Raw genomic sequence first — 23,991 nt, 5'->3', positions numbered from 1 at the left:
CTAGGATTTAGAGTGTGCTCGAAGTCAAATCACCGCCCATCCCGGCGGCGGGGCTGTCGATCGCCGACGCCGCCCGCCGCACCGGGGTCAGCGCGCACACACTGCGCTACTACGAACGCGCCGGCCTCGTGGTCACCCGCGTCGACCGCACCGCCGGCGGCCGGCGCCGCTACCGCAAGCTGGACCTGGACTGGATCACGGTCTGCACCCGCCTGCGCGCCACCGGCATGCCCATCAAGACGATCCGCGAGTACGCCGAACTGGTGGCGGCCGGACGCGGCAACGAGCAGGACCGGCTGGCGCTGATGGAAGCCCACCGCGCCGAGGTGCTCGCGAAGCTGGCCGAGCTGCAGGAGAACCTGCAGCTGATCGACCACAAGATCGACGTCTACCGGGGCCGCCTGGAAGCCGGGGACGCGGACCGGTTGTGGGCGCCTAGGGGGTGAGCGTCCGGTCCACCAGCTCGAGCCCGAGGTCCGGCGTCACGCCATCAGGGTTCGTCAGGCGCAGGTCTCGGTACCAGGACTCCGGCGCCTCCGGGTGCGGGCCGACCACGCCGACGCGGCCTTTTCCGTACGGCGCAACCAAAGCGGCGATCTTGTCGTTCGTGTACCGGGCGAGCACCGTCGCCTGCGCACCGGACCGCAAGACGAAGTCCGGGCCGTCCTGGAAGTACATCCGACGGCGCTTTCCCTGCCAGTCCACCGGGATCACCGTGTCCCGGGTCGAGCGCACCTCGGCGCCCGACGTGCCGATGTACTGCTCGGTGTCGCCGGGCAGCAGGGTGAACCCCGGCGTCGCACCCGCCAGGTAACCGCCCAGGCAGAACCCGAGGTAACGCCCGCCGCCGCGGACGTAGCCGGTGATCACGTCGGCGTAGCGGCGCATCGCGCGCCAGCCGTCGTCGAGGGAACCGCCGCCCGGCTGGGCGTACACCGCCGCCGTCGCGAGCGCCGCGGCCGTCAGCGGGGTCTTCTCGTCCGGGCCGCAGAACTCGACGCGCATGCGCGTGCGCAGCAGGTCCGCGACGGCGTCCGAGCAGGCGCCGGTCGACGCCTTCCCGCGGTAGACCAGCGCCAGCGGCCGGGTGTCCGGCGTGGGCGCGCCGCACGCCGCGAGCAGCCCGGCCGCGACGGCGCCCGTCAGGACCAGCCGGCGGGAGACCGTCACGTCGCGACCCGCAACCGGGGCGCGGCCGCCACCCGCCGTTTCGCGCGGGTGGCCAACGCCGTGACCAGGGCTTCCAGCGGGCCCTTCCCGGCCGTCGCCCGCCAGGCCAGGCCCACCACGAGGACACCGGCGACCTGCAGCGCGTAGCCGACGCCGGAGGTGTAGACGTCGTAGTCGGAGTTCAGGAACATGATGTGCGCCGTGTAGAAGGTGAGCGTCATGCTCCCAGCCGCGGCCAGCGGCGCGAAGACGATCTTCGCCACCCGCAGGCGGCCGAGCAGGAGCAGCAGCCCGAGCAGGCCCATCGCCGCGCCCGTCGTGCCGATCAGGTCGGGCGCGGTGCCGGTGTGCGGCCCGTCGACCGCGAGCCACCAGGCGGTCGACGTCGGGGTGGTGCCGTCGCCGCCCAGGTTGAGCAGTTCGGTGGTCTCCGGCGCGGTCAGGACGCTGCCCGGCTGCGCGGCCCAGATCGCCGCCAGCCCGCCGAAGCGGTTCAGCAGCACCCACGACACCGCGGCGGCGCCGACGGCCATCGTGACCCCGGTGACCAGCAGTGTGACCGCCACTTTGACGCGGCTGAGCGTCAGCCGGCCGATCACGATCCCCGCGCACAGGTACGCCGTCCACGAGAGCGCCGGGTACTCCCCCGTCAGCGACAGCTCGGTCAGCAGCCGCACGGGATGCTCCGCGGCGTAAGCGAAACCGTTGTTCAGCAGGGTCGGCTCGGCCAGGTGCGGCTGCAGCAGGTGGGTCAGCGGCGGGACGCCGGCCACCACCGCCACGCCCACCCCGGCGACCGCCCAGCTCGGCAGGAGCACCAGCGGGATCGCGAGCAGGAACAGGATCGCGTAGTACGGCAGGATGACGACGGCGAGCTCGGCGTCGGTGTACCCGAGCGCGAGGCCGATCGCGCCGATCGCCAGCCCGCGCACGGCCAGCATCGCCGCGGTGGGCCCGAAATCCGCCCCCCGCACGCGACGGCGCCCGGTCATGAAGGCGATCCCGAGCCCGGCCAGCACGGCGAACGTCGCCGCCGCGCGGCCGCCGAAGATGGCGAACGACACCGACGGATGACCCGGTGAGCTTTCCTCGATCAGCGAGTGCACGGCCATCATGCCGAGCAGCGCGATCCCGCGGGTGGCGTCGACCGCCGTCAACCGGACCTTGGGCGCCGGGGCGGTCATCGGGCCATCACCGTGTCGACGAGGTCGAGCCCGAGGTCGTGGCCGTAGCGCAGCAGCGGCGGCCGCAGACCGCCGTCGGCGTACCAGTCGCGGGTGGCCTCCGGGTGCGGTCCGACGACGCCGACCCGCCCGGCGCCGAACGGCGCGACGAGCGCGGCGACCGTGCCGTTCGGGTAGGTGGCCAGCACGTCGGCGGAGTCGGGCTTCTCAAGCAGGAACACCGGGCCGTCCTGGAAGTAGAGCTTCCGCCGGTGGCCGCGCCAGCGGACCTTGACGACGGCGTCCTCGTCGTGGTCGACGGTCGCGTCCTCGGTGTCGATGTAGCGGTCGGTGTCGCCGGGCAGCAGGCCGAACCCCGGCGTCGCGCCGGCGAGGTAGCCGCCCAGGCAGAACCCGAGGTACCGCCCGCCGCCTTCGACGAACGCGCGGACGTCGTCGCGGTGACGGCGTAGTTTCCGGTACGCGCTCCCGAGCGTGCCGCCGCCGGGCTGGGCGTACAGCGCCGCACCGGCCAGGGCGGCCTCGCCGAGCTTGAACTTCTCGTCGGGACCGGTGAACCGGACGTCGAAGCCGTGCTTGCTCGACTTCAGCAGGTCGGCGACGGCTTCCGGGCAGCCCGGCAGCGAAGCGGGACCGCGGTAGACGAGGGCGAGCGGCCTCACGCCGTCCGCTCCGGGTTGTCGAGCGTCAACGCGGTGCACCGCACGCCGCCCCCGCCCTTGCGCAGCTGCGTCGTCTCGAGTTCGACGACGCTCAGCCCGCGCTCGCGCAGGGTCGCGGCCAGCTCCGGGACGCCGCTGGTCATCGTGACGGTGCTGCCGTCGCTGACGAGGTTCAGCGCGAACCGCTCGGCCTCGGCCTCGGTGACCTCGATGAGCGTGCCGCCCAGCTCCCGCAGCCGGGCCTGGCTCGGCTCGTCGAGCGCGGCCGGGCAGAACGCGAGGACGTCGGGTGTGACGACGGCGACCGCGAGGTCCAGGTCGTACCAGCGCGGCCCGGTCGTGCGCAGCGGCACGATGTCGTAGCCGAGCGCGTCGGCGACGACGTCGTGCGCGCGGCGGTCGGTGCGCTGCCCGTAGCCGGCCAGCAGCAGGTCGCCGTACGCCAGCGCGTCACCCTGCCCGCTGAACGCGTACGGGCTCTCGACGACTTCGAAACCCTTGGCGCGGAACCACTCCCGGTGGTACGGCGTCTCGTCGCGACGCTCCGGCGGCAGGTTCGCCAGCACGGCCCGGCCGCCGCGCGCGACGGCGGCGTTGGCCGTGTAGACCATGTCCGGGCACTCCGGCGCCGGGTCGAGGAACTCGACCTTGCGCCCGGCGGCCAGGTGTGCGGCCACGAGCGCGTCGTGCTCGGCCACGGCGGCCGCGACGTCCGGCTGGACCGCCGTGTCCATGTACGGGTTGATCTCGTAGTCGACGCGGAAGTGGTGGGCGCCCGACATCAGCAGTGCGGTGTTCACGCCGGAAGTCCTTTCAGCGTAAGGAGTTGCGCGGGGATGCCGCGCCAGGAGGTGCGCGAGCCGAGGTGCTCGCCCTTCATCAGCAGCGACAGCGACCCGAGGGAGACGCCGTCGCCGACGACCGCGTCGTAGAGCACGATCGCGCGGGTGCCCACGGTCGCGCCGTCGCCGACGGTCACGACGGACATCTTCATCACCCGGTCCTCGAACAGATGAGTCTGCAACGAAACCTCGGTGCCGATCGTGGCGTCGTCGCCGACGTGGACCAGGTCGAACTCGGTGAGGTAGGTCGTGCCGAGCCACGTCCGCCGCCCGATCCGGGCGCCGAACCAGCGCAGCAGCGGCGGCAGCATCGGCGTCCCGACGAGCATGCCGAGCCCGGCCGGGACGGCGGCCGACTCGTACAGGCCGGTGACGAACTCGCTGCGCCGCACGAACGGGCTCCACAGCGGCTCGACGCGCGCGGTGTACTCCCCGATGACGTTGCGCTTCGTCGCCGCGCAGAACCCGATCACGCCGAGCCCCGACGCCATCGCGACCAGCGGCGACACCAGGGCCGGCACCGGCAGGTCCCGGCCGAACGCGAGCCCGGACAACGTCAGCAGGAACAGGTAGAAGCTCAGCGCCAGCAGGGACGCGGGCAGCGTGGCGCGCGCGAACTCGATGGCGAGCCGCTGCCGGACCACGCGACGCGGCGGGCGGAACGTCTGCTCCTCCGGGAAGTCGCCGCTGTCCTGCCGCCGCGGCAGGTGCATCGCGGGCGAGCCGAGCCACGACGAGTCGCCCGGCACGTGCTGCCCCGGCGGCACCGTGCCGACGCCGACCAGGGAGCCGTCACCCAGCTCCGTCCCGGCCGGGACGACCGACGCGTTGCCGACGAACGCGCGCCGGCCGACGTCGGTGGTGAGGAACGCGACGCGGCCGCGGGCGAAGGTCGCCGCGCCGACGGTCGCCATGTCCGCGACGAAGCTTTCGCTGCCCAGGGTGAGCAGGTCCGGGTCGAGGTGCCCGGCGGTCGACACCTCGGCGCCGCGGCCGACCCGGGCGCCCAGCAGCCGCAGCCACGGGACGGTGTAGAGCGTGGCGTACAGCGAGTTCGTGAAGGTCAGGCTGAACTCGAGGAGCTTGTCCGCGACCCACTTGCGCACGCCGAGCCCGGACCGGACCGGGTGGACCCCGATCGGCGTCGCCGGCAGCACAAGACGTCGGCCGAGGGCGACGACCACGCAGACCGTCAGCACGAAGACCGGGCCGGCCAGCAGCGTGGCCACCACGCCGGCGAGCACGCCCCAGCCGAGCAGCGCCCACCACACCAGCGCCACGCTCGGCAGGATCAGGCAGATCGCGCCGACCTCGAGCGCGCCGAGCCCCAGCAGCGTCAGCAGGATCTGGTGGACGTGCCAGCCGCGCGCCACCGGCGGCTCGCCCAGCATGTCCTCGACGGCGGGGGAAAGCGCGTCGACGCGTTCCGGCGGCGAACCCGACCAGCGCTGGCCGTCGGGCACGGACTCGCCGCGCCCGAGCATCGACTGCTCGGCCAGCGCGGCGTCCGCCCCGACCGAGGAACCGGGCTCCAGCACGGCGTTCGCCCCGACGAACGCGCGGTCGCCGACGGTGATCTCGCCGACGGTGACCCAGCCGTCCTCGACCCGCCACGGCCGCAGCACGGCGCCGTAGCCGATGGCCGCGTCGTCGCCGATGCGCACGAGCGAAGGCAGCGAGACGGAGCTGGTGGCGATCACTGCGCGCTTGCCGACGCGCGCGCCGAGCAGCCGCAGGTACAGCGGCATCAGCCCGGACCCGCTCACCACCGGCAGCGGGCCGACGCTCAGCAGCAGGTCGAGCGTCCACAGCCGCAGGTAAGTCGGGCCCCACAGGCGGTAGCGGCCGGGCCGGATGCCCGCGGACAGCGGCCGGACCACCAGCAGCGGCACCAGCCAGCGGACGCCGAGGTAGCTGACCAGGATCGCGACCAGCAGCTGGGCGAGGACCGGGACCGAGACGTCGCCGTTGTTCCAGGTGTAGACGTAGGCGACCGGCAGCGTGATCACCAGCAGCAGCAGGTAGATCACCGCGGTCTGCGCCGCACCGGCGGCCGCGATCCGGCGCGCACCGTGCCGCAATGGCTCATACCGCGGCTCGCCGGCCGGCGCCGCCGCGGGTTTTCCGATGTGCGCGGCGAGATCCCGGACCTGCGGGTGGGCGTAGAGGTCGCGGACGGCGATGCCGGCGCCCGCGTCGTGCTCGCGCAGCCGGGACACGACCGTCGCGGCGAGCAGCGAATGACCGCCCAGGTCCGTGAAGAAGTCCGCGGTGACCGAAAGGTCCTCCGGCGCCATGGCGAACGCCTCGGCCCACACCCGCGCGAGCAGCTCCTCGGCGTCGCCCTCCGGCGCGACGACCGGGCCGTCCGTCGTCCGCTTGCGCCCCTCGGGCACGGGCAGCTCGCGGCGATCGACCTTGCCGCTCGGCATCATCGGCAGCTGCGGCAGCGTCACGAAGAAGCCCGGCACCATGTAGGCGGGCACCTGCTCGCGCAGGGTTTCCCGCAGCCGCCGGAACAGCTCGGTCTCGTCTCCGGCCGAAGCTTCGTCCGAAGTGGACACGACGTAGCCGACCAGCTCGGGCGCGCCGGGCGTCACCTCGACCATCGCCGCGGCGGCCGCGGCCACGTGCGCGTCGGCCAGCAGCACGCTCTCGATCTCGCCGAGGTCGACGCGGTGACCGCGGATCTTGACCTCGGCGTCGGCGCGGCCCAGGTACTCGATTTCCCCGTTGTCCCAGCGCTTTCCGAGGTCGCCGGTGCGGTAGACGCGCTCGCCGCGGTAGTCGAAGAACTTGTCCGCGGTCAGCTCCGGGCGCCCGACGTACCCCTTCGCGACGCCGGGGCCGCCGATGCAGATCTCGCCGACCTCGCCGTCCGGGACCGGGCGGCGGTCGTCGTCGAGCAGGACCACGGTGTAGGTCGGCACGGGCACGCCGATGGTGACCGGGCGGCCCGGGAGCAGCTCGCACCAGGTGGCGGTGACGGTGGCTTCGGTGGGGCCGTAGGTGTTGAGGATGCGACGCCCGGGTCCCGCCCAGCGGTCGACCAGCTGCCGCGGGCAGGCTTCCCCGCCGACGAGCAGGTTGCGCAGCAACGGAAGCTCGTGCGGGATGGTCGCCAGCAGCGTCGGCACGCAGTAGAGGACGGTGATCCGCCGCTCGGTGAGGAACTCGGCCAGCTCGGCGCCGAGCCGCCGGGAGTCCTCGGGCCCGGCCACGAGCGTCGCCCCGACCGCCCAGGTCGGCCAGATCTCCTCGATCGAGAAGTCGAAGGAGATCGTCATGCCCTGGTAGACGCGGTCGTCCGGGCGCACGTCGTAAAGATCCGGCACGACGTCGAGGAAGTTGCGGATGCTGCGCTGCGCGACCTCGACGCCCTTCGGCCGGCCGCTGGAGCCGGAGGTGTAGATGATGTACGCGCTCGGGTCCGGGTCGAGCAGGTCGTCTTCACGCAGGTCCGGCCGGTCGTCGCGGCCGCCGCCGGGCACGTCGGCGAGGTCGAGCACCGGGCAGGCGGCGTCCCCGGTGCGCCCGGCGAGCGTGGCCGTCGTCAGGAGCAGGTCGGCCCGGGAGTCCTCGGTGATGTAGGCGATCCGGTCCGCGGGCGAGGCCGGGTCGATCGGCACGAAGACCCCGCCGGCCTTGCCGATGCCGAGCAGGCAGACGTAGGTGTGCGCGCTGCGTTCGACGAGGATCGCGACCCGGGATCCGCGCCGGACGCCGGACGCACGCAGGTGGTGCGCGAGCCGGTTGGCCCGCCGGTCCAATTCCGCGTAACTCAGCGACTCGCCGCCGGTTTCGACGGCGATCGCGTCCGGAACGACGTCGGCGGTCCGTTCGAAAACGTGGTGCATCCGCCGGATCGGTTTCCGCACCCGCGTGGGCGTCTTGGTCCCGACCGCGAAATCGGACGTGAAGTCCGTGAACACCACCGAAGATCCTCCAAGTCCTGGTCTCACCCGAAAGGTGCGAACCACCTGCGACATTGGCGACGTACTGCGACATACGGCGCAGCCCGTTCACCCATTGGCGTGGCACCCATGTTTCATGGAGATCAACGGAGTTGGCAACTCACCAACAGTGACATATCCCACAGCGCTTCGACCAATCCGTGGTGAAGGGTGTTCATTTCGGCCGAAGTGCGCTATTCGTCCTCGCGGAATTCGCCGCCGGCCACCGGTCGTTCGCCCGCCATTCACCTGACGCCCGCCGCTCGCGAAATGACCGGGGACGTCCCGAAAACCCTTTTCACCCGCGCGGGGGAATAGCCGAAGATGGGCCCATGGACGTGTCGACGATCATCCGGAAGACGCTGCGTGTGCCGCGGAGCACCGCACCCGCCGGGGACGGTGCCGTCGTGGCCCGGCAGATGGACGCCGTCCTGGCCACCGCCGGGTACAAGGCCACGCGCGAGCTCCTGGAGCACGTCGCCGGCCTGGAACCGGGGGCGGCGACGGACCTGGCCGCCGACGTCGTCGGCGCCGCCCGCGCGCTGGTCGGCGACCACGTGCGGCACAACGCGTACTTCATCGACTTCCCGCGCGGCGTGCCGGACACCGTCGAGTTCTGGGTGAGCTGCCTGCGCTCGGCCTTCGTCCCGGACAAGAGGCGCAAGGCCACCGACAAGGAGCTGCTCGCGCTCCTCGGCGACGGTCTGGTCGGGCTGCTCGACCTGCCGCGCTACGGCCGCTACCAGCACACCTACGCCGAACTGCTGGCCGCCCACGACGAGCTGATCGCGTCCGTCAAGGACCGCGTCACCCTCCTGCGGCTCGGCGGCAGCCTCGAAGAGGAGACCCGCGCGCTGTACCGGACGCTGGCCGAGTCGGCCACGCCGCTGGGGGAGGCTGACCTGGGGCTGCTCGCCGACCTGGCCGACGGCTGCGGCGACGTCGAGCTCGCGGCCGTGCCGGTGCGGGAGAACCGCGCCGTGCTCAACGCCGCCCGGCTGACCGCGGGCCGGCCGCTGGTCGCCGTCGACACCGTGCTCGACGTGCTGCGCACCGCGTGCGCGGCCAGCGGTGGCGACGTCACCCTGGCCGAACCGACGCGGTTCCGCAGCTTCTCCCGCCGTGAACGGCGGGTCCTGCTCGCCGCGCTGGACCGCGTCGTCGCCGGCAACGAAGGCAAGCTCGGTGACGTCAACCGCTTCTCGCGCCGGTTCAAGCGCCTCGGCGAGTACCTGCACCCGCACGAGTACCCGCGGTTCCCGAACGCGCGTGACGTGTTCGCGGTCGCCCGCGGCGAGAAGACGGCGCAGTCGACGGCGGGCCGCGCGGAGGCGGCCTTCGCGGCCGACGACGTCGCCGGGGCCGCGGCGATCCTCACGGCCGCGCCGGGCATGCTGCTGCGCTCACTGGATCGGTTGCTGCGCAACGCTTCCGAGGCCGAGCAGGACGACGTCCTCGACGCGGCGGCGAAGGTCCTCGGCTCGGTGTCCGGGCGCGTGCTGTGCTCGGTGCGCGAGCACCTCGGCAACCGCGCCGAGCCGGACGCCGCCCGGGTGTTCACCACCCGCGGCCGCCGCGCGTGGGTCACCGAGGACACGCGGCCGCCGCTGCCCGGCGACGTCGTCGTCCGCGCCTGCGCGCTGATCGACGCCGAGCTGACCACCCGGCTCCCCCGCTACGGGCACCTGGTCGTCGACCCGGCCGTGCTGGACGTCGCGCTGCCGCTGTCGGGGAAGGCGAGCGAAGACGGCTTCGCCGTACTGCCGCGTGGTTCCCGCAGTCACGTCGACGGGGAGGTGCTGCGGTTCTTCACGCACTGGCGCCAGACCGGCCGCAGCACCGACTTCGACCTGTCCGCGCTGCTGCTGGACGCCGACTTCCACTACGCCGGGCACGTCTCGTGGACGAACCTCCGCGACGGCGGCGCGGTGTACTCCGGCGACGTGACCGACGCGCGGGACGGGGCGAGCGAGTTCATCGACATCCCGCGGGACTCGGTCTCCGCCGCGTACGTCGTGCCGCAGGTCAACGTCTACTACGGCGAAGGCTTCGACGAAGTCGCGGAGTCGGTGTTCGGCTGGATGACGGGCGATCGGGAGCAGGCCGGGGCGCCGTTCGAGGCCCGCACCGTGCGGACCCGCTCGGACATGCGCGGCGGCGGCCGCGTCGCGCTCCCGATCGTCTTCGCCCGCTGCCACGACGGATCGTGGACCGCGACGTGGCTGCACCTGTACCTGACCGGCTCGCCGAACTTCAACCGCGTCGAGGCCAACCAGGCCGGCACCGCCGGGCTGGTGCGCGGCATGCTGCGGCGCCGGTACCTGACCGTCGCGCACCTGGTCGGCCTGATGCGCGCGGCGGGCACGAAGGTCACCGAGTGGGAGCCCGGCGTCGAACTCGACGGCCCGGTCACGTTCCTCGGCGTGCACCAGCCCGACGGCCTGCCGGACGCGGCCGAGGTGATCACCCTGGACCGGCTAAACCGGTTGGTCCCGAGCTGAGCTGACCGCTAGCCTGGTCGTGCGAGGCCATGAGAGGACTTCCTTCTACTCCTTGTAATGGTTCTTAGTCCCCTCCCTCTCCTCGTAAAGGCAGTTCGATGGCCGAGATCCGTTCCACGACCGACGAGGATCTCGACGTCTTCCTCGAGACGCTCCACGCCGCGTTCGCGCGCTTCCGCGAGACCCCGGCCGAAGGCACCGGGTTCTGGTGGTCGGCGCTCGAAATGGACCGCGGCCTGCTCGCCGTCACGGCGGACGGGCGGCCGGTCGGCACCGCCGCCGCGCACTCCTTCGAACTCACGCTGCCCGGCGGCACCCTCGCGCCGGTCGCGGGCGTGACCGCCGTCGGCGTCGTCCCCACGCACCGGCGTCAAGGCGTGCTCACTGCGATGATGCGGCACCAGCTCGCCGAGGTGCGGGCCCGCGGGGAGTTCCTCTCGGTGCTGCTGTCGTCGGAAGCCGTGATCTACCGCCGGTTCGGCTACGGCCCGGCGACCTACACGGGCCGGCTGACGGTGCCGCGCCACCGGGCCACCTTCGCCGTCCCCCGGGCGGGCGAACCGGCCGCGACGGGCTCGATCGAGCTGCGGCAGCGTGCCGAATGCGGCGACCTCCTGGAAGAGATCTACGACCGCTACCGCCGCACGCAGCCGGGCGCGCTGTCCCGGCCGCACCACTGGTGGACGTCCGGCGCGGGCCAGCCCCCGGTTTCCCTGGCGCAGCGCCACATCGCCATCCACCGCGGCGCGGACGGCGTCCCGGACGGCTACGCCGCCTACTCCCTCAGCGAACCCACGACGTTGACGGCGGACGAGATCATCACCTCCGACGACGCCGTGTTCACGGCCCTGGCCCGGTTCCTGCTCGCCCATGACCTGGTCACCCAGGTGGTGCTGAAGCAGGTCCCGCCAGGACACCCGCTGCGCTGGCAGCTGACGGACTTCCGCGCCGCCGAGGCGAGCGACGAGGGCGACTGGCTCTGGGTGCGGCTACTGGACATCCCGCGCGCGCTGACCGCCCGAGGCTGGTTCACGGACGGCGAACTGGTCCTCGACGTCACCGACCCGTTCCGCACCGAGCAGGGCCGCTACCTGCTGAGCGTCAGGGCGGGAAAGGCAACGTGCGTCCGGACGGACCGAGAGCCGGACCTGTCCCTGGACGTGAGCGACCTGGGCTCGATCTACCTGGGCGGCACGGCCCCGAGCACGCTGGTAAGAGCCGGCCACATCCGAGCACACAACCCTTCGGCGGCAACCCTGGCCGACAACCTCTTCCGAGCCGAACGCGACCCGCACTGCCTGCAGTGGTTCTGACCGTCCACTATGGACGAGCCCGGCTGGGCACGTACCCCAGCCGCCGCTTCGGGATCAGCGTGCGGGCAGCCAGGGCGCCAGCAACGCCTCGAGGTCCGCGTCCGACAGGGCGCGCGGGCCGCCGTGGAACTCGTGCCAGCGCGAGGCGTCCCGTGCCGCGTGGAACTCGACCTCGAACGCGCGCATCAGCACGTACATGAAGCTCATCGAACTGAACTGCTCGCCCAGCAGGGTCCGGGCCGTGCGGGCGACCTCGGTCGCGCTGCGACCGGTGACGTCGGTGAGCATGAGCTCCTCGGCGGCCGGGTCGAACAGGCTCGGGGCAGACATCACAACAAACTCTCCATCACAGAACAGAACCGGAACTCAGCCTTCGGCCGCGAGCTGCCCGCAAGCAGCGGCGATCTCCTGGCCGCGCGTGTCACGCACCGTGCAGGCTACGCCGCCGGCGTTCACCAGCCGCACGAACTCCCGCTCCACCGGCTTCGGCGACGCGTCCCACTTCGAACCCGGCGTCGGGTTCAGCGGAATGACGTTCACGTGGACCAGCTGACCCAGGTGCTTGCGCAGCCGCTTCGCCAGCAGCTCCGCCCGCCACGGCTGGTCGTTGATGTCCCGGATCAACGCGTACTCGATCGACACCCGCCGACCCGACGTGTCCGCGTAATACCGAGCCGCCGTCAGCACCTCGTCGACCGACCAGCGCTCGTTCACCGGCACCAGCGTGTCCCGCAGTTCGTCGTCCGGCGTGTGCAGCGACACGGCGAGGCGGACCTGCATCTTCTCGTCAGCCAGCTTCCGGATCGCCGGCGCCAACCCCACCGTCGACACCGTCACCGAACGCTGACCGATCCCCAAACCACCCGGCGCAGGATCCGTGATCCGCCGGACCGCGGCCACCACACGCTTGTAGTTCGCGAGGGGCTCGCCCATGCCCATGAAGACGATGTTCGACAGCCGCCCGGGGCCGCCCGGCATCTTGCCGTCGCGCATGACCGCCGCGGCCGAGCGGACCTGGTCCACGATCTCCGCCGTCGACAGGTTGCGGTCGAGGCCGCCCTGGCCGGTCGCGCAGAAGGGGCACGCCATGCCGCAGCCGGCCTGGCTCGAAATGCACAGCGTGGCGCGGTCCGGGTAGCGCATCAGGACGCTCTCCAGCAGCGTGCCGTCGTGCGCTCGCCACAGCGTCTTGCGGGTCGCGCCGTCGTCGGCCGACAGCGCGCGGACCTCCGTCAGCAGCGTCGGCATCAGCTCTTCGACCAAGCGAGAGCGCGACGCCGCCGGGATGTCCGTCATCTCCGCCGGGTCGACCGTCAGGCGCGAGAAGTAGTGGTTCGACAGCTGCTTCGCGCGGAACGGCTTCTCCCCCAGCTCGGCTACCGCGGCGGCGCGGTCGGCCACCGAAAGGTCGGCGAGGTGGCGCGGCGGCAGGCCGCGCTTGGGGGCGTCGAAGACGAGCGGAAGGGCAGTCATAACTCCCCCAGTGTCCCACGCGGCATCCGGCGCCACCCAGGCCACCCGGACGGCTGTTCCCCAGGTCACGGCGGAGCGGAAACCGGCTGCGGTGACCGGCGGGTTCTGCCAGGCTCGCCGGGTGAAGATCCTGTTCGCGACCGCCCCCGGCTACGGGCTGACGCTGCCGCTCATCCCCCTGGTCTGGGCCGCGCGGGCCGCCGGGCACGAGGTCCTGCTCGCGACGTCCGCCGAGATGGTCGACGCCGGCGCGCGGGCCGGGCTGCCCGCCTTCGACGTCTTCCCGCAGCGGGACGTCTGGGACGACCTGATGGGCACGGTGGCGGGGAAGTCCGAGGACGAGTTCCCCGAGGAGTACCGGCTGGCCCGGCGGGCGGGCAACCCCTTCGGGTTGTTCACCGTGACCATGACCGAAGGCACGATCGAGGCCGGCCGGCTGTTCGGCGCCGACCTCGTCGTCCACACCTCCGACCACGCCGCCGGGATGCTCGCGGCCGTCGCACTCGGCGTGCCCGCGCTCGAGGTCGGCAACCGGATCTCGTGGTCGGTGCGCGACGCGGACTGGCGGGCGGAGCACCACGTCTTCGGCGAGGACGAGGTCAGCGACCTGATGCGGGCCAAGCTCGGGATCGGCGACGCGAAACCCGCCGTGCTCGCCAGGGTCGACCCGCGCGCGCCCAGCATGGGCGGGCTGGCCGCCGGCGCGGAGCACCCCGACGAGCGCGACGGCGTCCCGTGGTGGGGGATGCGGTTCGTGCCCTTCAACGGCGGCGCCGTCGTCCCGGACTGGGCGTTGCGCCGCCCGGACCGCCCGCGGATCGCCGTCACGCTCGGCACAGTGGTGCCGGCGATGTCCGGGGTCAGCAGCCTGGCCGTCGTCCTGGAGGGGCTCGGCGCCTTGGACGTCGAGGTCGTGCTCGCCGCCGGGACCGCGGACCTGACGGAGCTGGGCGAGCTGCCGCCGAACGTCCGCTCGGTCGGTTACCTCGCGCTGTCGGCGTTCCTGCCGTCCTGCTCGGCGATCGTGCACCACGGCGGGTCGGGCACCACGGCCGCGCCGTTGTCCTATGGCGTCCCGCAGCTCGTGCTGCCGTCGTTCGCGGACAACCCGCTCTCGGCGCAGCGCGTCGCCGACCGGGGCGTCGGCCTCAGCCACGACCCGGCCACCGTGGACGCCGCCACCGTGCGGGCGATGGTCGAGCGGTTGCTCACCGAAGACGGGTTCCGGACGGCGGCCCGGGAGGTCGCCGCGGAGATGGCGACGCAGCCCAGCCCGGCCGACGTCCTCGCCCGGGCGGTCGCCGCTCTGGGCTGACCCGGGTGGGTGAACACACCTGAACGCACCGCCCTAATCTGACCGGGATTCACAGCGAACCGGACGGGCCGTTCGTGAGTCCAAGGGCGGACGAAAGAGGTGAGCCCGTGCGGAGCCGTTCCTTCCGGCGCAGCGTCCTGGCCATTGTCGTGGGCGCAGTGGTGGTGCTGAGCGCCGCCGCCTGCACGACATCGACGGACGGCAGGCCCCAGCCGGTGCCGACCGTGACCGCGGCCCCCACAGGTGACCGGATCGACGTCGGGACCATGCACGTCACGCTGCCGGCGGGCGCGAAGTACACCGCGCACAGCCAGGACGGGCTGCTCGACGGCTGCATCACCGAAGGCACCGTCGTCTGCGAAGCGCGGCTCCTGGACCTGCGCGAAGCCACGTCGGACCCCAACGCGCCCCTCAACCTGCCGAGCGCGAAGCGGCCCTTCGGCTGGTACACCGGCACGGACGTGCCGACGTGCATCACCGCCGCGTCGCCGCCCGGGGAGGCCGCGACGGCCACCGGCAGCACCCTCGTCGAGTCCGGGTTCAAGCCGGTCGGGACCAAGAACGCCGAGTACGGCCGCTGGCAGGTCAGCTGCGAGGACGCCACGCAGAACAACGAGGTCCGCATGTGGTGGCTGCCGACGAGCAAGATCCTCGTCGTCGAGTACGGCGCCTTCGCCGGCTGGGACGCCAAGATGGACACCCTGCTGACGGGCGCCACCTTCTCTTAGCCCACGACGTCCAGCACCGCGCGGATGATCGCGTCGGTGTCGATGCCGTGGTAGCGGTAGACCTCCTCCAGCGACCCGGACTGGCCGAAGCCGGTGACGCCCAGCGTCGCCGCCGGCACGCGGTTGATCCCGGCGAGGAACGCCAGCGTGTGCGGGTGCCCGTCGAGGACCGTGACCAGCGGGCACGCCCGGGACGCCGGGAAGACCTGGTCGAGGATCCAGCTCTCGCCGCTCCCCTGCCCGGTCCGCGCGCGCGTCGCCTCGAACAGCAGGCCCGGGCTCGTCACGCAGACGACGTCCGCCTCGACGCCGACCTGCGCGAGCCGCTCGGCCGCCGCCAGGGTGTCGGGCACCAGCGCGCCCATCGCCGCGAGCGTGACCACCGGCGCTTCGGCCCGGCGCAGCAGGTACGCGCCCGCCACGACCTGGCGGCGACGGCGTTCGCGCGCGGCCGGGTCGGCCGGGACGCCGGCCAGCGTCTGGTCGACCGGCCGGGTCGAGAGCCGGAAGTAGGACGACGTGCCGCCCGGCTTGCCCAGCCGGCCCAGCGCGGCCAGCAGCGTCCACTCGGTGTCGATCGCGAACGCCGGTTCGTAGCTGACGCAGCCGGGCTGCTCGATGCCGATCGACGGCGTGGTGATCGACTGGTGCGCGCCGCCTTCGGGGGCGAGCGTGACGCCGGACGGCGTGCCGATCAGGATCGACTGGCCGCCCGCGTAGATGCCGAACGACCACGGCTCCAGCGCGCGTTCGACGAACGGGTCGTACATCACGCCGATCGGCAGCAGCGGCTCACCCCAGCGGCTCCAGGTGGCGCCCAGCTCGCCCAGCAGGCCGACCAGGTTCGTCTCGGCGATGCCCAGCTCGACGTGCTGGCCGGTGGGCTTCTCGCGCCAGTGCATGATCGTCTCGGGGTCGTCGTCGAACCAGTCGCGGCGCTCGATCGCCGACCAGACGCCGACCTTGTTGACCCAGCCGCCGAGGTTGGTCGTCGAGCTGACGTCCGGGCTGACCGTCACCACGCGCTTCGCCGCTTCGGGCGCTTCGCGCGTCAGGTCGAGCAGGACGCGGCCCAGCGCCGCCTGCGTCGTCGCGGTCCCGGACGGCGTGCGCCCGATGTCGACCGGCAGGTCCACCGGAGGCACGGCAGGGACGTCCGGACGGCGAAGGCGCGAAGCGACGTCGGCGCACAACGCGGCTTCGGATGTCCCGTCCGCGAAGCCCTGCCACGGCGCTGAAAGATCCGTGCCCAGCGAAGCAGCGAGCTCTTCCATCTGCTCGACGGTCAGCAGCGACGAGTGGTTCTGCGGGTGCCCCTGCGTCGGCAGGCCGCGGCCCTTGACGGTGTAGGCGAAGATCACTGTCGGCCGGCTGTCCGAGATGGACGCGAAGACCTCGTCGAGCGAGCCGAGGTCGTGGCCGCCCAGGTTGCGGATCGCGGCCAGCAGCGTCTCGTCGTCGAGCGACGCCACCAGCCCCGCCAGTGCCTGATCGCCCGCGGGCAGCCGGTCGCGCAGCTGAGCGGCGTCGCAGCGCAGCAGCCGCTGGTACTCCGGGTTCGGCATCGCGTCGATCCGCGCGCGCAGCTCGGCCCCGCCGGGCCGGGTGAACAGCTCTTCCAGCAGCCGGCCGTACTTGAGCGTCAGGACCTGCCAGCCGGCCGCGTCGAACATGCCCTGCAGCCGCCCGGCCGCGATGTTCGGCACCACGCGGTCGAGGGACTGGCGGTTGAGGTCGACGATCCAGACGATCTCGCCCAGCTCGGCCACCGCCGGGTCGAGGATCGCCTCCCAGATCGCGCCCTCGTCCAGCTCGGCGTCGCCGACCAGCGAGTACTGCCGTCCGGTGCCCGCGTCACGCCCGCGCGTCGTCAGGTAGCGGCGGGCCAGCGCGCCCCAGATCGGCGCGGTGGCGCCGATGCCGACCGAGCCGGTCGAGTAGTCCACCGGGTCGGGGTCCTTGGCGCGGCTGGGGTAGCTCTGCAGCCCGCCGAACTCGCGCAGCGTCGGCAGCCAGTCCTCGTCCAGCTCGCCGAGCAGGTAGTTGATCGCGTGGAGCACGGGCGACGCGTGCGGCTTGACCGAGACGCGGTCCTCGGGACGCAGGTGCCGGAACCACAGCGACGTCATGATCGAGACCAGCGACGCGCAGGACGCCTGGTGCCCGCCGACCTTGAGCCCGGACGGGTTGGGCCGCACCCGGTTGGCCTGGTGCACGATCGCGGTGGCGAGCCACAGCACCCGCCGTTCGATCGCGGCGAGCTCGGCCGAGCCGGTCGCCGGAGCGGTCGGGGAGGTCTGGGTCATCGTCGACACCTTTCGTGCAGGAAGCGTCACCAGGACAGCACTGGTGGACGCATCGCACAACCGATGCCGCGCGAGCTGCGCAGAATGCACTCCCCCGAGGGGGACTCACGCCTCCGGCTGGGCAGAATGCACGCGCTCCAGCAGCGGCTTCAGCCGGTACGGGACGAGCTCCCGCATGACGAGCGAGATGTTCGTCCGCTCGACACCCGGCGAGGCCAGGATGTGCCCGGCGATGCGGTAGAGGTCGTCCGCGTCGACGGCGACGACCTGCACCATCAGGTCGCTCGCCCCGGTCAGCCCGCAGACCTCGGTCACCTCGGGGATGCCGGCGAGGGCGTCGGCGATCGCGGCGAGGCGCCGCTGGTCGACCTGCGCGTTGACGAACGCGCGCAGCGGGTAGCCCAGCCGCGCCGGGTCGATGCGGCGCTCGAACGACTCGAGCACGCCGCGCTGTTCCAGCCGGGCGAGCCGGGCCTGCACCGTGTTGCGGGACAGGCCGAGGCGTTCGGCCAGCGCGACCGCCGTCGAGCGCGGGTCCGCGCCCAGGGCCAGCAGGAGCCGCGCGTCGATGTCGTCGATGGTGTCGGGCACGCCGCCGATCTTCGCAGGCCGTCGTGAGCGGTGTCACGACGAGGCAGTTGCCATCCGACTGTTTCCGATATATCGTGAACGTGTCGCAACAGTTCGAGAAAGGAACACCGACATGCGTAGGCAACGACACCCCTTCACCCAGGAACACCCCTTCGCCCGTGAACGCGGGCGCACTCCCTTCGGTGGCTTCGGCGACTTCCCCCCGGGCTTCGGTCCCGGTGGCGGACGCGGCCGGGGTCACGGTCCGGGCCGGCGAGGCCACGGCGGTCGTCGCAGCCGGCGCGGTGACGTCCGCGCCGCGATCCTGGCGCTGCTCGCCGAGCAGCCCCGGCACGGCTACGAGATCATCCGCGAAATCGGCGAACGCTCCGGCGGCTTCTGGCGGCCGAGCCCCGGCTCGGTCTACCCGACGCTGCAGCTGCTGGCCGACGAAGGCCTGGTCGTCAGCAAGGACGAGCACGGCAAGAAGCTGTTCGAGCTGACCGACGACGGCCGGACCGCCGCGGAGCAGCAGGACAGCACCCCGCCGTGGGAGCAGATCGCGCAGGACGTCGACCCGTCCGAGATCGGGCTGGCCAAGGCGGGCAAGAACCTGGCCGCCGCCGTCGTGCAGATCATGCGCGCGGGCTCCGAGAGCCAGCAGGCCCGCGCGGCCGAGGTGCTCAACGACGCCCGGCGCTCGCTCTACGGCATCCTCGGCGAGGACGAGGACGAATCCTCGGCTCCGTCCGAAGAGACCGCGGAGTGACCAGGCAGGACGAGGCCGGTGGGCTTGACCCGCGTGTGCACGCGGTAGCCCACCGGCAGCGTCAGGTCGGTCTCGCGATTCCCGTTACGCTGCAAGGACTTCGCGATCGCCTGTTCGGCGATCGGTTTGCTGAACTCGATCTTCAGCACGGCTTCGAGGTCCGCGGCGGTCGCGAAACGCCACTCGGTGGCGACCCGGCGGCACGCGAACCCGGCGCGGGCGAAGAACCGTTCGACCGCGACCGGGTCGTAACGCGGTAGGTCGGCACGCATCCAGCCGCCGTAGGGCTCACTGGTCGCGTCGAGGTCGACGATCAGCAGCACGCCACCCGGCCGCAGCACCCGCTCGGCCTCCGCCAGCCCGGGCTCGCACCCGGGCCCGAAGAAGTACGCGGTGCGCGCGTGCACGACGTCGACGCTCGCGCTGCGGACCGGCAGCCGCTGGGCCCGGCCCAGCCGGACATCCACGTTCGCCAGCTCCCGCACGCGCCCCAGCGCGTCCCGCACCAGCGGCTCGTGCGGCTCGATCCCCAGCACCGACCGCGCGTCGCGCGCGAACCGCGGCAGGTGGTAGCCGTCACCGCAGCCGACGTCCAGCACGTCCCGGCCGGCCCAATCGTACTCCTCCCGCAGCACGCGCCAGATCTCGCCCCCGCTGTCCTGCGCCCGGTTCTCCAGCTCGTAGTCGGCCTGGTAGTACCAGATGTTCGGACTCGGCACGACCTCCGCGCGCCGGGACGACCACCGCACCGCTGCTCCTTCCGGGGCCCGCTCCGCCGACAGTGATTCTTCCGGCGCGGATTCTTGCCGGAAACCTTACGGATCACGCCTAGAATTCGGTGGTCTCGGGAGGAGCACTCATGACGATCGGCCCGCCCAGTACCCCGTCCCCGGTTCCGGCCGGAATTCCGTGCTGGATCGAGCTCGCCTGCCGGGAGCAGGCCGTCGTGGAGAGATTCTACGGCGACCTCTTCGGCTGGATGTACGCCACTCAACGCGATCCCGCGACGTCCGACGGACGTTATGCGATCGCGACGCTGAACGAGCTCCCGGTCGGCGGGCTCTACCGCGCCGCCCAAGGTGCGCCACTGGGCTGGATGCCGCACATCTCCGTGCCGCACACGGCGAGTGCGGCCGAATGGGTGGAGCACCTCGGCGGGCGACTGACGCTCGGCCCGATGCCGATCCCGCAGCGGGGAACGATCCTGCACGCCTACGACGCGTGCGGCGCGCCGGTGGTGTTCTGGGAGGTCCCGCCGGACTGGGAGTTCGTCACCGGGATCCCCAACACCTTCAGCGGCGCCGACCTCAACACCCACGACGGCGTCGCGGCGGATCACTTCTACACCAAGCTGTTCAACTACTCGAGCCACCAGATCGGCGACGGCGAGTCGCTCGACTACGCCGAATGGCTCATCGAGCACCAGCCGGTGCTGTACCGCTACGTGATGGGTTCGGAGTACAGCCTCGACACCCCGCCGCACTGGCTCGTGTACTTCGACATCGACCCGGCGCGCGGTGTGGACGCCGTCGCGGGCGAGGCGCTCATGCACGGCGGCACCGTCGTGATCCAGCCGTACGACACCCCGTTCGGCCGGATGGCGATCCTCGCCGACCCGGAGGGCGCGGTGTTCGCCGTGATCGACCACTCGCGCATCGCCGAAGGCTGGGGCCGCGCCGAGGTCGACGACCCCTACGACGACTGACGCCCGAGCAGCGCCAGCACCACCACCAGCGCGTAGCCGCCCGCCACCAGCCACATCCCGGTGGCGGGCAGCAACGCGCCGACGAGCGCGACCCCGATCGCGCCGCCGGTCTGCCGGGACGCGTTGAGCACCCCGGCGGCGAGACCTGCCTTGTCCGGCAAGGAGTTCATCGCCAGCGACGTCATCGCGGGCATCGCCAGCGAGCAGCAGCCGAAGACCACCGAGACCAGCACGAACGCCACGAGCGACCGGTCCGCGGGCAGCAGCGCGAAGCCGGCCGAGCCGGCGAACCCGGCCAGCGCACCCGCGATCATCGGGACGCGCGCGCCGAAGCGCCCGGTGAGGCGGCCGCTGAAGAACGCGTTGAGCCCCACCGCCATCGTCAGCGGCACCAGTGCGAGACCGGCGGCGAGCGCACCCAGTGACCAGGCGCGTTGCAGGTACAGCGCGAGCGAGAACAGGGTGCCGTAGAGGCAGAAGTTGAACAGGCCGCCGATGCCGGTCGCCACCGCGAAGTTCCGGATCCGCAGGACGCCCAGCGGCAGCACGGGATCCGGCACCCGCCGTTCGACGGTCACGAACACCGCGCCGGCCACCACGCCCCCGGCCAGCAACGTGAGCGTCAGCGGGGCGAGCCAGCCCGCGTGACCCGACTCGATGAACCCCGCGACGAGGCAGGCGAGCGAGGCCGTGCCGGTCAGCTGCCCGGCCAGGTCCAGCCGGGTCGACGCGTGCCGCGGCGGTTCGGCGACGGCGCGGCGCGTCAGGACGATCGCGACGATCCCGACCGGCACGTTCACCGCGAACACCAGCCGCCAGTCGGCCAGGCCCACGGCCAGCCCGCCGAGCACCGGCCCGGCGGCGAGACCGGCCCCGCTCATCCCGCCCCACACACCGAGCGCGCGGGCCCGCTCCCGCGGGTCCGGGAACTGGTGGACGATCAGCGCCAGCGACGACGGCAGCAGCGCGGCGGCGCCCGCACCCTGCACCGCCCGCGCGGCGATGAGCCAGGCGGCCGAGCCCGCGAGCGCGCAGGCGATGCTCGCGAGCACGAAGACCGCGACGCCGACCTCGAAGACGCGACGCGAACCCCACCGGTCGCCGGCGGCGCCCCAGGTGAGCAGGAACGCGGCGAGCGTCACGGTGTAGGCGTCGACCACCCACTGCAGCGCGGCGGTCGACGGCTCGCCGAAGTCGGCGCCGATCGCCGGGAGCGCGAGGTTCACGATGGTCGCGTCGAGGGTGATCATCAGGAAGCCCAGACAGACGGCGGTGAGCGCGAGCTTGGCCGGGGCGCGGGTTTCGGCGGGCATGCCCCGAGTCAAACCCCTGGACGCTTCGGTGGTCCACGAACCATCGCCTACGTCTGGTAGGCGGAACCTCTTACCGCAGGTCTACCGTGCCGTCATGGAACTACGGCAGCTCCGGTACTTCCTGGCGGTCGCGGAGGAACTGCACTTCGGACGGGCGGCCGAGCGGCTGCACATCGCGAGCCCGTCGCTGTCACAGCAGATCAAGAAGCTCGAACGGGACCTGGGCGCGGCGCTGTTCGTCCGCGACCGGCGGCACGTCGAGCTGACCCGGGCCGGGGCCGCGCTGGTCGGCGACGCGCGGCAGATCCTGGAGCTGGCCGACGCCGCTGCGCGCCGGGTTCGCGGCACCGCGCGGACGAAGCTCCGCCTCGGGCACGTGAGCTGGCTGCCGGCCGAGCTGACGCGGCTGCTCGGCGACGTCGTCCGGCTGGACGAGTGGGTGCTGCCGTCGCACACCCAGGTCGTCCGGGTCGCCGAAGGCACCCTGGATCTCGCGCTGGCCTGGGTGGACACCGGGCGGCTTTCTTCCCTCGGCCTCGTGGCGCACCTGGTGCGGATCGAGACGCTGCCCGCGATCGTGCCCGGTGATCAGCCTGCGGCCCGGTTGGACACGGTGCCCGCGCCGTCGGTGTCGGTGCTGGTCGACTCGGACCAGTCGTCGTGGCTGGCGTGGAACGAGTTCGCGCTGGACTACGCGGCGGCGAGCGGCGCCCGGGTCGTCCACATCGACGACGGCGGCGTTACCGGCCAGGCGTTCTTCGACCACGTGACACGGCTGCGGGTACCGGTGCTGCAGTCACCGAAGCGGCACACGGCGCCGTTCCCGCCGAGCCTGGTGCGGCGCCCGATCGGCGCTCCGGGCCCGGGCTGGACGTGGTCGCTGGTGCACCGGCGCGACGACGACCGGCCGGAGGTCGCGCAGGTCGTCGAGCGGGTACTGGGCCTGCGGGCGACGATGCGCTGGGACGAGCCGGGCGCCTGGTTACCGGCGACCGACCCGCACCGCGCGTCAGCCCAGCGGCACGAACGCCGAGAGCAGCAGCCAGGACACCACGGCTGAGGGCAGCAGCGAGTCGAGGCGGTCCATGATCCCGCCGTGCCCGGGCAGCAGCGTGCCCATGTCCTTGACGCCCAGGTCGCGCTTGATCAGCGACTCGACGAGGTCGCCGAGGGTAGCAGTGAGCACGATCGCGACGCCGAAGATCACGCCCTGCCAGACGTGGCCGTCGAGCAGCAGGCTGAGCGTCAGCGCTCCGGCCACGACGCCACCGACCACCGACCCCGCGAAGCCTTCCCAGGTCTTCTTCGGGCTGATGCTGGGCGCCATCGGGTGCTTCCCGCCGAGAACGCCGGCGATGTACCCACCGGTGTCCGAGGCGACAACGCCGATCAGGAAGGTGAGAACGCGCCCGACGCCGTCCGACGGCGGCACGAGCATCGCCGCGAACGCGCCGAACAGCGGCAGGTAGGCCGCGGCGAACGCCGACGCGCTGATGTCGCGCAGGTAGCCCTTCGCACCGCCGGGCAGCCGCCAGAGCAGACAGGCGAGCACGGTGAGGACGAACGCCGTCAGCGCGCCTTCCCGGCCGAACGGCCAGGCCAGCCAGATCATCGCCTGCCCGCCGACCAGCACCGGGATCACGGCGATCCGGGTGTCGGCGACCCGGCGCAGCACGCCGGCGAACTCGAAGGTGCCGACCGCGATGGCGACCGCGATGATCCCGATGAAGATGAAGCGCACGGTGAGCAGGGAAACGATGATCGCGGCCCCGAGCAGCAACCCGACACCGATGGCCGCGGGCAGGTTACGCCCGGCCTTGGAGCCCTTCTTGGCTTCAGGCGCCACAGCACCCTCAGCCGACGCCGTCGCCTCAGTCGCCTGAGCCGACGCGTCGGTCTCGGTCACCTCAGCCTCGGCAGCGCCGCTCGGCTGCGCCGAAGCCGGCGCAGCAGCACCGTTCGTCCGGGCGGAGCCTCGGGAGGTAGCAGCGGCCGGTCGCGCCGATGCCGACCCGGCCCCGGTCGGTTCAGCCGATTCCGGCGAAGCAGCCTCGGTCGGCTGAGCCGATCCCGACGAAGTGACCTCGGTCGGCACAGCAGCACCATTCGGCCGGGCCGATCCCGGCGTGGCCGCGTCGGCCGGCCGGGTCGATGCCGGCTCGCCGGATGTGGCCGGTTCCGGCGTCC

General features: G+C 72.5%; 20 protein-coding genes. 8 read left to right on the top strand and 12 right to left on the bottom strand.

The genetic code is table 11. From position 1 onward, the window contains the following. Positions 1–14 precede the first annotated feature (14 nt). Positions 15–446: a MerR family transcriptional regulator gene (locus MUY22_RS23120; protein WP_247062419.1), complete on the top strand. Its 432-nt coding sequence runs from the start codon at positions 15–17 to the stop codon at positions 444–446. Here the strand turns inward: MUY22_RS23120 and MUY22_RS23115 are convergent. From MUY22_RS23115 to MUY22_RS23095, 5 genes are read right to left on the bottom strand one after another with little or no spacing between them, the layout of a single operon-like run. After that, the gene (locus tag MUY22_RS23115) at positions 436–1,170 is read right to left on the bottom strand and encodes a BPL-N domain-containing protein (RefSeq protein ID WP_247062418.1); all 735 of its coding nucleotides are present in this window, start codon (positions 1,168–1,170) and stop codon (positions 436–438) included. The two genes, MUY22_RS23120 and MUY22_RS23115, sit on opposite strands and share 11 nt — an antisense overlap. Further along, a complete protein-coding gene (locus MUY22_RS23110) occupies positions 1,167–2,354 on the bottom strand; it encodes a heparan-alpha-glucosaminide N-acetyltransferase domain-containing protein (protein ID WP_247062417.1) in 1,188 nt (395 codons plus the stop codon). The genes MUY22_RS23115 and MUY22_RS23110 overlap by 4 nt, the downstream gene beginning before the upstream one ends. Next, positions 2,351–3,016: a BPL-N domain-containing protein gene (locus MUY22_RS23105; protein ID WP_247062416.1), complete on the bottom strand. Its 666-nt coding sequence runs from the start codon at positions 3,014–3,016 to the stop codon at positions 2,351–2,353. The genes MUY22_RS23110 and MUY22_RS23105 overlap by 4 nt, the downstream gene beginning before the upstream one ends. Further along, positions 3,013–3,816 carry a dimethylarginine dimethylaminohydrolase family protein gene (locus MUY22_RS23100; RefSeq protein ID WP_247062414.1) on the bottom strand — a complete coding sequence of 268 codons (804 nt, stop codon included), beginning with the start codon at positions 3,814–3,816 and terminating at the stop codon, positions 3,013–3,015. The genes MUY22_RS23105 and MUY22_RS23100 overlap by 4 nt, the downstream gene beginning before the upstream one ends. Continuing rightward, positions 3,813–7,793, bottom strand: coding sequence for a Pls/PosA family non-ribosomal peptide synthetase (locus MUY22_RS23095; RefSeq protein WP_247062411.1), 3,981 nt, complete (start codon positions 7,791–7,793; stop codon positions 3,813–3,815). Before MUY22_RS23095 ends, MUY22_RS23100 begins: the two co-directional genes overlap by 4 nt. A 350-nt stretch (positions 7,794–8,143) precedes the next feature. Between MUY22_RS23095 and MUY22_RS23090 the strand changes: the two genes are divergently transcribed. After that, positions 8,144–10,312: a hypothetical protein gene (locus MUY22_RS23090; RefSeq protein ID WP_247062409.1), complete on the top strand. Its 2,169-nt coding sequence runs from the start codon at positions 8,144–8,146 to the stop codon at positions 10,310–10,312. Between the two features lie 98 nt (positions 10,313–10,410). After that, positions 10,411–11,625, top strand: a complete 1,215-nt coding sequence (locus MUY22_RS23085; protein WP_247062407.1) for a GNAT family N-acetyltransferase — start codon at positions 10,411–10,413, stop codon at positions 11,623–11,625. A 54-nt stretch (positions 11,626–11,679) separates the two neighbouring features. On the opposite strand, the gene MUY22_RS23080 is transcribed toward MUY22_RS23085, so the two are convergent. Then, positions 11,680–11,955: a hypothetical protein gene (locus MUY22_RS23080; RefSeq protein ID WP_247062405.1), complete on the bottom strand. Its 276-nt coding sequence runs from the start codon at positions 11,953–11,955 to the stop codon at positions 11,680–11,682. Between the two features lie 36 nt (positions 11,956–11,991). Then, positions 11,992–13,098, bottom strand: coding sequence for a 23S rRNA (adenine(2503)-C(2))-methyltransferase RlmN (gene rlmN / locus MUY22_RS23075; protein WP_247062403.1), 1,107 nt, complete (start codon positions 13,096–13,098; stop codon positions 11,992–11,994). Positions 13,099–13,219: 121 nt separating this feature from the next. Here rlmN and MUY22_RS23070 point away from each other — a divergent pair, with 121 nt between their 5' ends. Both MUY22_RS23070 and MUY22_RS23065 read left to right on the top strand, forming a co-directional pair. Beyond that, the gene (locus tag MUY22_RS23070; protein WP_247062402.1) at positions 13,220–14,413 is read left to right on the top strand and encodes a glycosyltransferase; all 1,194 of its coding nucleotides are present in this window, start codon (positions 13,220–13,222) and stop codon (positions 14,411–14,413) included. A gap of 107 nt (positions 14,414–14,520) precedes the next feature. Further along, the gene (locus tag MUY22_RS23065; RefSeq protein ID WP_247062401.1) at positions 14,521–15,141 is read left to right on the top strand and encodes a hypothetical protein; all 621 of its coding nucleotides are present in this window, start codon (positions 14,521–14,523) and stop codon (positions 15,139–15,141) included. Here MUY22_RS23065 and MUY22_RS23060 read toward each other — a convergent pair. Next, positions 15,138–17,447 (bottom strand): pyruvate dehydrogenase, encoded by a 2,310-nt coding sequence (locus MUY22_RS23060; RefSeq protein ID WP_247062400.1) that lies wholly within the window; start codon positions 17,445–17,447, stop codon positions 15,138–15,140. The genes MUY22_RS23065 and MUY22_RS23060 overlap by 4 nt on opposite strands. A gap of 105 nt (positions 17,448–17,552) precedes the next feature. After that, the gene (locus tag MUY22_RS23055; protein WP_247062399.1) at positions 17,553–18,038 is read right to left on the bottom strand and encodes an Lrp/AsnC family transcriptional regulator; all 486 of its coding nucleotides are present in this window, start codon (positions 18,036–18,038) and stop codon (positions 17,553–17,555) included. Between the two features lie 112 nt (positions 18,039–18,150). Between MUY22_RS23055 and MUY22_RS23050 the strand changes: the two genes are divergently transcribed. Then, positions 18,151–18,786, top strand: coding sequence for a PadR family transcriptional regulator (locus MUY22_RS23050; protein WP_247062398.1), 636 nt, complete (start codon positions 18,151–18,153; stop codon positions 18,784–18,786). On the opposite strand, the gene MUY22_RS23045 is transcribed toward MUY22_RS23050, so the two are convergent. Next, positions 18,723–19,535, bottom strand: a complete 813-nt coding sequence (locus tag MUY22_RS23045; RefSeq protein ID WP_247062397.1) for a class I SAM-dependent methyltransferase — start codon at positions 19,533–19,535, stop codon at positions 18,723–18,725. The genes MUY22_RS23050 and MUY22_RS23045 overlap by 64 nt on opposite strands. Before the next feature lie 110 nt (positions 19,536–19,645). On the opposite strand from MUY22_RS23045, the gene MUY22_RS23040 reads away from it, so the two are divergent. Further along, positions 19,646–20,491, top strand: coding sequence for a VOC family protein (locus MUY22_RS23040; RefSeq protein ID WP_247062396.1), 846 nt, complete (start codon positions 19,646–19,648; stop codon positions 20,489–20,491). Here the strand turns inward: MUY22_RS23040 and MUY22_RS23035 are convergent. Then, positions 20,479–21,804, bottom strand: a complete 1,326-nt coding sequence (locus tag MUY22_RS23035; protein ID WP_247062395.1) for an MFS transporter — start codon at positions 21,802–21,804, stop codon at positions 20,479–20,481. The two genes, MUY22_RS23040 and MUY22_RS23035, sit on opposite strands and share 13 nt — an antisense overlap. 94 nt (positions 21,805–21,898) lie before the next feature. Between MUY22_RS23035 and MUY22_RS49630 the strand changes: the two genes are divergently transcribed. Next, positions 21,899–22,864, top strand: coding sequence for a LysR family transcriptional regulator (locus MUY22_RS49630; RefSeq protein ID WP_305879378.1), 966 nt, complete (start codon positions 21,899–21,901; stop codon positions 22,862–22,864). On the opposite strand, the gene MUY22_RS23025 is transcribed toward MUY22_RS49630, so the two are convergent. Next, complete coding sequence (locus tag MUY22_RS23025; protein WP_247062393.1) at positions 22,814–23,650, bottom strand: CDP-archaeol synthase; 837 nt, start codon at positions 23,648–23,650, stop codon at positions 22,814–22,816. The genes MUY22_RS49630 and MUY22_RS23025 overlap by 51 nt on opposite strands. Positions 23,651–23,991 lie beyond the last annotated feature (341 nt).

Origin of the sequence: Amycolatopsis sp. WQ 127309 (genome assembly GCF_023023025.1) — a bacterium.
In the GTDB taxonomy this organism is placed as follows: Bacteria; Actinomycetota; Actinomycetes; order Mycobacteriales; family Pseudonocardiaceae; genus Amycolatopsis.
This window is presented reverse-complemented; position numbering and strand designations above follow the sequence as displayed.

Coding starts and splice junctions, on each gene's coding strand:
- MUY22_RS23110 (WP_247062417.1), bottom strand. CDS start 2,354: ATGACCGCCCCGGCGCCCAAGGTCCGGTTGACGGCGGTCGACGCCACC.
- MUY22_RS23035 (WP_247062395.1), bottom strand. CDS start 21,804: ATGCCCGCCGAAACCCGCGCCCCGGCCAAGCTCGCGCTCACCGCCGTC.
- MUY22_RS23080 (WP_247062405.1), bottom strand. CDS start 11,955: ATGTCTGCCCCGAGCCTGTTCGACCCGGCCGCCGAGGAGCTCATGCTC.
- MUY22_RS23090 (WP_247062409.1), top strand. CDS start 8,144: ATGGACGTGTCGACGATCATCCGGAAGACGCTGCGTGTGCCGCGGAGC.
- rlmN (WP_247062403.1), bottom strand. CDS start 13,098: ATGACTGCCCTTCCGCTCGTCTTCGACGCCCCCAAGCGCGGCCTGCCG.
- MUY22_RS23060 (WP_247062400.1), bottom strand. CDS start 17,447: ATGACCCAGACCTCCCCGACCGCTCCGGCGACCGGCTCGGCCGAGCTC.
- MUY22_RS23085 (WP_247062407.1), top strand. CDS start 10,411: ATGGCCGAGATCCGTTCCACGACCGACGAGGATCTCGACGTCTTCCTC.
- MUY22_RS23050 (WP_247062398.1), top strand. CDS start 18,151: ATGCGTAGGCAACGACACCCCTTCACCCAGGAACACCCCTTCGCCCGT.
- MUY22_RS23040 (WP_247062396.1), top strand. CDS start 19,646: ATGACGATCGGCCCGCCCAGTACCCCGTCCCCGGTTCCGGCCGGAATT.
- MUY22_RS49630 (WP_305879378.1), top strand. CDS start 21,899: ATGGAACTACGGCAGCTCCGGTACTTCCTGGCGGTCGCGGAGGAACTG.